This is a genomic window from Acidimicrobiia bacterium (assembly GCA_018057765.1).
In the GTDB taxonomy this organism is placed as follows: Bacteria; Actinomycetota; Acidimicrobiia; order IMCC26256; family JAGPDB01; genus JAGPDB01.
Genome location: JAGPDB010000031.1, coordinates 1 through 10,241, shown reverse-complemented (window position 1 = coordinate 10,241; position 10,241 = coordinate 1). Strand labels below are relative to the sequence as shown.

At 38.5% G+C, this 10,241-nt stretch carries 7 protein-coding genes; 4 read left to right on the top strand and 3 right to left on the bottom strand.

Going from position 1 to position 10,241, the window contains the following annotated elements; translation table 11 throughout:
- From KBF89_08140 to KBF89_08130, 3 genes are all read left to right on the top strand, one after another.
- Positions 1 to 823 (top strand): sigma-70 family RNA polymerase sigma factor (locus KBF89_08140; protein MBP9116291.1); only part of this gene is annotated, 823 nt, incomplete at its 5' end.
- 53 nt (positions 824 to 876) lie between these two features.
- The gene (locus KBF89_08135; GenBank protein ID MBP9116290.1) at positions 877 to 1,035 is read left to right on the top strand and encodes a hypothetical protein; all 159 of its coding nucleotides are present in this window, start codon (positions 877 to 879) and stop codon (positions 1,033 to 1,035) included.
- 32 nt (positions 1,036 to 1,067) lie between these two features.
- Positions 1,068 to 1,553: a hypothetical protein gene (locus KBF89_08130; GenBank protein MBP9116289.1), complete on the top strand. Its 486-nt coding sequence runs from the start codon at positions 1,068 to 1,070 to the stop codon at positions 1,551 to 1,553.
- On the opposite strand, the gene KBF89_08125 is transcribed toward KBF89_08130, so the two are convergent.
- The 3 genes from KBF89_08125 to KBF89_08115 all read right to left on the bottom strand — a co-directional run bounded on the left by KBF89_08125 (position 1,550) and on the right by KBF89_08115 (position 3,384).
- Positions 1,550 to 1,981 carry a haloacid dehalogenase-like hydrolase gene (locus KBF89_08125; GenBank protein ID MBP9116288.1) on the bottom strand — a complete coding sequence of 144 codons (432 nt, stop codon included), beginning with the start codon at positions 1,979 to 1,981 and terminating at the stop codon, positions 1,550 to 1,552. The genes KBF89_08130 and KBF89_08125 overlap by 4 nt on opposite strands.
- A gap of 95 nt (positions 1,982 to 2,076) precedes the next feature.
- Positions 2,077 to 2,421, bottom strand: coding sequence for a hypothetical protein (locus tag KBF89_08120; protein MBP9116287.1), 345 nt, complete (start codon positions 2,419 to 2,421; stop codon positions 2,077 to 2,079).
- A 156-nt stretch (positions 2,422 to 2,577) separates the two neighbouring features.
- The gene (locus KBF89_08115) at positions 2,578 to 3,384 is read right to left on the bottom strand and encodes a hypothetical protein (protein MBP9116286.1); all 807 of its coding nucleotides are present in this window, start codon (positions 3,382 to 3,384) and stop codon (positions 2,578 to 2,580) included.
- A gap of 227 nt (positions 3,385 to 3,611) precedes the next feature.
- Between KBF89_08115 and KBF89_08110 the strand changes: the two genes are divergently transcribed.
- Positions 3,612 to 10,241, top strand: a 6,630-nt coding sequence (locus KBF89_08110) for a hypothetical protein (protein MBP9116285.1), incomplete at its 3' end; no start/stop codon positions are given.

Genomic DNA, 10,241 nt, shown 5'->3' with positions numbered 1-10,241 from the left:
AGCCAAGATCATGGCTAAAAAAGAAGCACAAGAAGCAAAGATCGTAGAAGTTACTCCAGCCGAAAAAAGAAAACTACGTAGAGTTATCCGTACAGCAGATACTGCAGAAATGAAATTCGTACAATGTAACTTACGTCTTGTAGTTTCTATTGCTAAAAAATTTCAAGCATCAGGTTTACCATTACTAGACCTCATCCAAGAAGGTAACTTGGGTCTTATGCACGCTGTTGAAAAATTCGACTGGCGCAAAGGTTTCAAATTCTCAACTTATGCAACATGGTGGATCCGCCAAGCGATTACTCGCGGTATTGCAAATACAGGTCGCACAATCCGGCTCCCAGTTCACGCTGGTGACACACTTGCTCGTTTGCAAAAAGCACGCTCACGCTTAGAACTTAAATACGGTCGTCCTGCAACTATAAAAGAACTTTCTTTAGAAGTAGAAATGCCTGAAGATAAAGTTACTGAAGCATTACGCTTCGCAGCAGAACCACTTTCATTAAGTGAACCACTACGTGAAGACGGCGATGCGGAACTTGGCGATATCGTTCAAGACCGTGGCGCAGAATCACCATTCGAAACAGCAGCTACTGCTTTACTCCCAGACGAAATTGCAGTTTTACTTTCACCACTCGATGAGCGTGAACGTGAAATCTTAAAATTACGCTTTGGACTAGACCGTGGAGAAGCGCGTACACTAGAAGAGGTTGGAGAACACTTCAATCTAACTCGTGAACGTATTCGCCAAATCGAAGCACGCGCTATGAGTAAATTGCGTCACCCGTCAGCAGACACAGGTGCAAGAGACTTACTAGCGGTATAACATAATTAACACGAAACACATAAACTAAACACGAAACACATAAAGGAATATCAATGTCACTATTTTTACCAGAAAGCGTACAATATCAAGCTGATGATGCTGTAATCAACGAAGAGTTTGACAGAATAGTCAAAAGCGTTGGAACTTACACTTCGGAAGATACTTCTGAAGAAAGTTTCACAACACTTTTCACACTTCTTTTTTCAAAGTAATTTAGTTTAAATCTAATTTCCACGGAGGGAATATGACCTTATTAACAACGAGCAATGGACCTAAGTCTGGTGTTCGGAATGCTATTAAAGCATTGGCAGATGAAGCAAGTGGACAAATTGCCGATGCAAGACATTTTGCTCAACGAGTGAGAACTGCAAATATTCCAGATGGCGACCCATTTCCAAATACTCCTTCGGGAGGATTAGTGCTTAAAGCCTTAGCAACAAGTGCTACTTTGGCTGCTTTGACTCAAAAGATCGGCAATCTTAAGCCAGGAGATACTCCTGCTTTTTTACCTGCAGCAGCGCCTTTTGCCTATGCAGCCGTAGTAGTGGCGGAGCGTCTCAGAACAGAAACAGAACCTAACAGACCAGGTAGGGCTTCTAGTCATACAGTTGCACCAGTGCCTGAACTTAAATCGGCGGGAATCGATAATGATCCAGCTAGCGCAGAATTGCTAGAGCTACGAGAACTTATGGATGCTAACGCGGGTACCGTATCAGATTTGGGCCGTTAACTAAAAAACTTTTTCTTCGCAATCTTTGGACCAAGCCAAATTCCAGCACCTATTACTAATCCTAAAGAAATGAAAATTCGTACCCAACCATTTTGTAAGAATTTTACAGGTAGCTTATCCCACATAGAAACCTCTCGTGTGAAATGCATTATTTCCCAATCTCGCTCTTTTGCAATGCGCAAAAGATCTTTATCTGGGTTAACAGCAACAGGAAATCCAACACATTCTAAAAGCGGAACATCAGTTATGGAATCGCTATAAGCATATGAATGATTGAGATCAATATTGTGTTCTTCAGCTAATCGTAAAACTGCTTGTGGTTTAAAACTTCCGTAAGAATAAAATTCTAATTCACCGGTGTAGTTACCATCCTCATCAAGTCGAGCTTTAGTAGCAATAAAATCATCAACTCCTAAGTGTTTAGCGATAGGATCAACGACCTCTCAAGGTGCAGGTTTCGCTATTAACAACCCCAACGTGACCAAGTCGTGTGGTTGTGGTAACTCATTTAGTTAAAACCTAATCACTTACCAGAAGTAAAATTAAAGTCACTACTATTATATAAACCGTTGCCTGTTTCTAGGTTATTGTTTGCTTTATCTAAGCTTTGATTAACTTTGTCCATACCTATATTCAAGGTTTTTCCTGCCTTGTCTATAGTTTGAGTAGCTTTGTCCAAGGTCTCTTTATTGCAAGTAATTCCACCAAGTGGATTTCCTATTTTTAAATTACCAAGAAAAACTATTTGAGAATCGTTACTAACACTACATTCTTGTGCCACAACTTTGTCTATTGAAACTGACTGTCCTGTCGTCCAAATTCCAGCTACCATGCCGAATCCGAAAACTAATATGAAAATATATTTCATTTCTCCAACCTCCTGTTTGCCCTATATATATAATCGGCACGAAACAGGTGAGATTAAACACTTTTAAAAAAAAATAAATTTACTGTTAAATTTTATGTCTTAACGAACATCAAATTAGTACTTGGGAAGCATTAATGAATGCCTCCTGTAGTGTTCTTATGAATTGCTTTTTTCGTCAAAAATTTTCTTATAACGGTTTAAAAACTTCAAGCCTAGATAAATCAAATATATTGCAACTGATACAAGCAAGGTCGCTATTAGTGAAGAAAACAGGTTGCTGGTTTTAGATTTTACTGCATCTGTAAAACTTGCAGAATCTTCTAAACCTCTAACTAGCTCAACCGTAATTCCTATTTCATCGGTCGAATCTTTTATTTGACCTTGTTGTGCTTTCTGTTGTTTTATTATTGTTTCTAATGAACTCTGTCTTTGGGACAAATTTCTTTTTTCTTCGTCCCTGGCGTTATTCAAGTTCTTTTTTGTTTCTTTTAGTAGATCCTCGTTTTGTTTTATAGATGTGCCTAAGTTATCTAAGCTATTATCAATTCCAGAGTTGGTTAACGTATTTTGTAAGCTTTCACCTTTTTTTAGTAGACCCTTACTTATCTTTTTGAGGTCTTTTGAACTGGCCATTGCTTCGATACTGGCGTTGCAGTTATCTTTAGTTACTTTGTTAACTTCTCCGTTTTTATTTAAATAATCCTTAATGTCGTTAATTTTGCCAACATATAGTTCACTTTCTATCTCAAGTTTTAGCATCGGAACACCAGTTGTGTTTGGTTGGTTTTGGTCGATGGATCCTGATCCATTTTCCGTCAAAGGGATGTTTTCTGGGCTTGATTGACTATTGGTTAGGCTACAATTAAAATTTGTTTCATGATTCTGGTTCCAAAATGCGGTCCCTAAAACTACTATCGCGATCGATATTATAATTAAAAAGTTTTTTTGTATAATTTTTTCCATGGACTTATACTAAACCAAAATAAAACAGAACTCATGTAATAGCTTTAATGCTTGTTTCAAGCCGTTTTAAACATCATCCACCAAAATAGTCCTCAAGTAAATTAGTATTTTCATCGACAATATCGTGTAACTGATAATTAGAGAATACGTCCATCGAAAGGTAACTAGCGAAAATGAATATTTTGTTCCCTAACAATGTATCGAAACAAAAAAATAGACAATCAACTATGATGCTGGCATCATTCTTGTTAATACTTTCTTTATTCGTTAGTGTAATTTCATTTCCCAATTCAGCTAATGCTGACGAAAACCCATCCACTATTGGTTTTAGGCCTACTTGTGAAGTCATACCTGAGAGTTCTGTTGGCCTACAAGGTGGTGCTGTCCAAATACGTGCAGGTGAGAAATTTACTATAAACACTTCTGTAGATTTCGATGAAGGTATTGTATTCCAAGATGTAATTCAAAGAGCTGATGGTTCTTTATATTATGCAAGCTATATTCAGTTAGCTTATTCACCAACTGTAGCAACCACACTAAATCCTGCTTCGGTCCGTTTTGCAATTGGTGGGGCATCTACTCCATTAACTTCTGGAACTCAACCAGTAGCTAGCGGTTATGTTTTAGATACTTCTATATCTAATATTTGGAGAGTTTATTTTCCTGCAGACGCCACCGCACTTGTTGCTAATCCTTCTGATGAGGGAGTGCCTTCACACACAGTTCCCGCTGGTGGAGAAACTTTTAAACTATCTATCGATGGCAATGTTACAGCTCATAACGATGTTAGATCTGGTGCGGTTTTTGATGTTGCTAAATGTGATGCTTCTGTTTCTACTGGTCCGTCAAATAAAACGATTCAAACAAAAACGCGCAGTATAGGTATCGCTGAGCCATTATTAAAAATTACTAAAAAAGCTAAATCTACTGTTGTCACAGAAAATGGTGATATTAACTGGAACATTGAAGTTATTTCGCCATTGGTCGACGGCGATGGATTTAATCTTGCGCCCGCACAAGATGTTGTAATTAGTGATGTCATCACTGGTGGTGCTATTCCTATAGATCCCAATGGTGATGTACTCGTTGGAAATGGAACTGTCGGAAACTTCGCGGGTACTGGTCCTTTATACCCAACAGGTTCTTGGAATGACGTTACTAAAACTATTACATGGAGCATTTCTGAAATTAACCCTGGTAGTAAAATAAATTTAGGTTACAAAACGCGAGTCACAACACCGAATGGTACAACCATTTCTAATAATGCCCAGGTCGATTACACATCTTTGCCAGGAAGCGTCCAAGACGAAAAAAGCTATACAAAAACAGCGCCGCCAGTTTTTGTTTCTGTTGGAATCCCGGCTCCACAAATCACAAAATCTGTTTCACCAGCTATTATACCATTAAATGGAACAGCAAACTTTACAGTTAGTGCAACTGTCCCAGCTTCATCAGTAGATCTATTTGACGTCGCAATTGTAGATACTTTACCTCAATACTATAGCTATGATGGCCTAACTAGCTTTAATTGCACCGGTTGTTTAGGGTCCGACGCTACAGTCAAGCTAGTTGGCCCATCTACCACACCTGATGGTGATACCGTGGTTGGCTACTCACTAGGCAAGCTAGAAGCAAGTGCAACTGACCGGGTCTATACTTGGGTTTTTAAAGCGAAATTAGACGCAGATGGAAATCTACCAAATGGTGAAAAATTAGTTAGAGGCCAAGAGCTAAAAAACAATGTTGTATTAGGAATAAATGTTAAATCAAGATTGGGTGGAATCGATGTAAACCCGTTAGCGTTGCCCGAGTATGACACCACAATAAAAGCAAGTTCAACGAACACATACAATGTGCCAGTAATAAGATTAGAAAAAACTGCAGACCAACCGTCAACCCAAAAAGACTTTCCTAAAGATGGACAAGTCACATATACTTTTACAGTTCATAACGATGGAGCGGTACCAGCAAAAAATGTTTTAGTCAGAGATGACTACCGATCGAATGATAATTCATATTTTGATTTCGTCAACTCAAATTTAGGTAATGCCACGATAGAAGATGATTATGATCGTAAAATCGATGTTTTAATACCCGAAATTGCTGCAAATAGCTCAGAAAGTTTTACTCTTACTTTTCAAGTGAGCAATATAGCAACTAATGCCGATTCTACAAGCACAAACCCTATGAGCAATACTTTCTCATTGCTAGATTTTAATGATGTATTAGACAATAACTATATTGATTATGTTAGCGAGACACCTTCAATTACCATAAGTGTAAGACCGAACGTGCCTAATGTTGAAGTAATTAAGCGAATAATATCTGGTACGCAAAACAATAAAGTTGGCTATGGCGGAAATATTGTAACCTACGAAGTGGAATTAACAAATACAGGGCAAGGTACGGCTTGGGATGTATACCTAAATAACAGCTTTCCATCAGGATTTACTTTCGTTGCGGGATCTTGTATTTCAACTACGATTACTTGTAGCAGTCTTCCTGGTTGGTCATGGCTTAACTCAAATTATTTTGATTTAGCACCCGGCGCAACTACTACGCTTCAATTTCAACTTGCTTCTCCTATAAATGCATCTATTGATCGAACAGTATTAAGTACACTTACTACAACTTGGCGTGGCACGGGGCAGAGCTTTGGTCATTATCCTACTAATGGTACTTTTAACTACGACAAGCAATCAACGCTTGAGGTTGAATTAATTCAGCCCACTTATTCTTTGATTAAGGGCCCAAAAAAAACTGATGGGGCTTTAATTGTTGAAAATGGAAAAGGCGAATATCAACTTACATTTACAAATACTTCACTTGTAGATATCAAGTCCGCAATTTTAACCGATACTTTGCCGGCTACTTTGACTTATGATTCCCATCTAGTTACAAAACCCACTCAAACTATAGTTACTCAATCTGGCATAGCTACTAAGCCTATATTTACTATCAATAATATTCCTGCTGGGGGAACTGTTTATATAAGATTAAAAGTAGCACAAAATGGAACCAATCCAAATCCTGATTTATTAGAAAACACTGTTTCTGCCACAGTTGCCGGTACTTCTGTAGTGTCTGTAGCTAAAGGCTATCTACTCTGGACACCTGCTATTGAAGCACCTTTTGCTACTAAAACAGTTAGTATCCCTGATGTAGCACCGGGTGGTCAAACTTCATTTACTGTTGATTTAAATGTTCAAGCAAATATTGTGGATCTTTTCGATATTACTTTTATCGATACCCTTCCTGACGGTTTGGCATATGTGTCTAGTGGTACTCCTACATGTGTAAGTGTTTGTAGCTTACCCACACCAACTTTTGTCGGCCCAACGACTAATGGTGATCGTACTGACATCGGATGGTGGTTGGGAGACGTACCGACGGGTACTGTAGAAACATGGCGTGTAACTTATGTTATTTCTGTTGAAAGAAACTTAAATGATGGTAGCGAAGTATTGGACCAAAAAGCTGGTGAGCCTTTCACTAACGGAATTATGGGCTGGTATAACCTTACTAATTCTTTAGTTACACCCCCCACTTCTCTGCCTTCTACAGGTTCTGATCTTTGGTTTAGCAGGGGGCCAAAAGCAACTGCTTCGGTAAATGTCATCTCACCTCTAATTAAAATAGATAAAACCATTCCATCTAAACAAACTTATAATTGGACTATGCCTAATGGCATAAAAAAAGACACATATTATGGTCAAGCTGGTGAAGTATTTAACTATAACTTGAAAGTTTGTAACACCGGCTCGGCTAATGCATTTGATGTTGTCATAGAAGATGATATGGCTAATGGTGATCTATCAAATGTCTTATTCGGATCACTTCCAAGTGGCGTAACTCTTGTAGATGGATACACAGTTATGGATCCCAAGGTGATATTTAATATATCAACTCTAGCTTTAGGTGATTGTGTCAACATTACCTACACTGCTTCAACTACTACATCAGATAAATTCTCTCCAGGCTATGGTGGAAAAAATTCTGATGCTCAAAAGATTTTAAATACTGCAACTGCCGTTGAATACCACACCATCGGCATAGGTCAACCCAACGACTTAACGTTTAATTCAGGCACTGAAGGCATTGCCGAAGTAACAATATTTACACCTATTCCATACGGTGAAAAATCATGCAATAAGTTACAGGCTACAGGTAAAGATAAATGGTCTGTAAAAGTATCAAATGGATCTGCTCCATTCAAAAGCCTTATCCCTCCTTATTCTCCTGACGCTAACTTAGGCGGTCTATATAGCCCAGTTGTAGAAATTAAAGTTCCAAACAATGTTGTGGTAGATCCATCAAGTTTTAGAGGAAGAGGAAAATATTTCGGCTCAACACTGACTAGTCCATACACAACTGTTCTAACTCCTATAGCTACAACTTCCGACGCTACAAACACAACCTATAGATTCGAATTTACAGACACCATGAAATATTCAGTTAATCTAGAATATTTAGCAGACATCATTTTCGATGTTACATATAGCGCGCCCACAAACCCAAGCGTTGAAGAATTTAAATCAGCAACAGTAACTTTATCTGGTAAGGATTCTTCAGGTGCTTCACTTAGAGGTGCGACTTCTGGATCTGTTTATACATACCTGGCATCAACTCCAACATGTGGCAACAAAAAAATTACAATTAATAAAAATCCAGACCCTGCGCGTGATCCATATAGATACTATCCGGGTGAAAACTTTGATTGGACAGGTAACTGGGCATTGTCTAGTGAGGCTGCTGCCGATAGCTTGTCTTCAAATGTAACAGTTTCAGACTTAATGCCAGATGGAGTGACATATGCACCCGGTAGCGCAAAAGTAACTTTAAGATTCGCAGATGGAAGCTATTCGCCAGAACTAACAGCAGGAGTTGACTTTACAGAGACAACGACAAACAATCCGAATGGTACTACTAAAATTGAATGGACAGGCTTTCCATCTCATAGGAGCGCAACATACACAATTCCAGCTACTATAAACACAGGTAGAGCTGAACTTATAAACACTTATTTAACAAATAACATAGAGTTAACCGATCCAACGTATCCTGAATTAAGCAATTGCGTCTCAAACGCAGCTGTAACTACCTGTGATATTGCTTCAGTATTTGTTTTAAGCCAATTCGAAATAGGTATAACTAAAACTGTAGATGACGCTTCGCTTACAAACTGGGGATCAACAAGAACGTGGACACTAGATATAACTCTGCCTGCAAATAAAGACCATTTCGACCTTGTCATAGATGACCGAGTGAACAAACCAGCAGGCTCAAATGTATACAAACAATTCGCAAAAACAGTGAATCCGATATCAGCTAGCTGTGTAACTGGGTGTCAACCTAGCGACTCAGCAACGCTACAAAACCCAACGTATCTAGGGTTTGATCTCAATAACTCAAGTGCGGATAACTTAGGCTGGTATGTGGGCGATGTCCCGTTATCATCCTCAGATAGAGTAATAAGGGTAGTTTATCAAACAACTTCATCGCAATGGACAACAGGCCCGGGCTCTACTTGGAATTCATCGTATTATACAAGGACTGAACGCACTTATGAAAACGATGTTCGGGTACTTACTCAAGCAACAGATAAAGCGCCACTATCCCCAACGACTGTTTGGTATGACAACTTTGTAGGTAATGGTTTATACAAAAACCCAATATCAACAGCTTATGCCTCAACGTCAATCAATCTAGGTGTTCCCTACGTTACAACTAGCAAAGAATGTTTACCTTTAAATTCAATTAATGAAGATGTGCTCACTACTTTGCCGGGAGTACCGAATGTTAAATGTATATTAAAAGTAACAGGACAAAACTTACCAACTTATGGCCTACATTTTGATGATGTAGCAAAAGGGAAAACAATAAACAATAATCAAAACGTGGAATGGAATCTATTAAATGTTTCCAAACCAGGTTTTATAAATACAACAGTTACGCCTCCAGCGAATTCTGGTGATGACCATGTTGTTGTATTTGATGTAGATCCAGCACAAGCACTGCAACCAAATGAAACTTGGACTATAGAACTTACGTATCATGTAGATGCATCAACAGGATGGATAAATGAAGAGCACAACCCTGCATTGCAAAATGACTTTAATGTGCGCAGTTGGTCAGATTCAGCAACAAATCCACAATTTATCTTTTATAAAACGGCACAGGGATATAATAATCAAATAATTACTGCTCAAGATCAATTTGAGCAATCAATTCCGAGAATATTCTCTGGCAAAGGAATGACCTGGCTTAAAGAATTCTATACCGGTACGAGCGAAGATGATTTCTACTCAAGAAAAACTTTTATAAATCAACTTTCGAGAGGGGACTACCTAGAGAGTCGTATACCTTTTAGTGAAAAAAAGACTTATTATTTAGATGTTAAAGTTTCAGATCCAGATTCATTTCAAACAATTAGCGTAGAAGACTCCCTTCCTTATGGTTATGACTATATACCAAATACGGCCAGAGTCATTAAACCAGCTTCGTCAATACCAGTCGGCTCGCTCTCTGGCACTAGCTTAAATGATGTTCGTAACCTACCCAATTCACAAGATTATATTACAATTAATGAATTACCCATATCCGAACCTATCATCACTCCTACTAGTGTAACCACAGTATGTGATCAAGCTTCAGACTATGGAACAGGTCATGCAAACGGCGGAGACTCATTGAAGTGGACTTTTAATAAAGGTGGCGTTGGTGAAAAAAATATTCCCTGGGATCCAGCTCAAGTCTCGTTTACCAAAGATCAATTTTTCGATTCTAATTATAATTGGGATCATGTAGTTAGAATTGCGATTGATGTAAAAACGACTCAAGTTGCTCTCGATTGTATA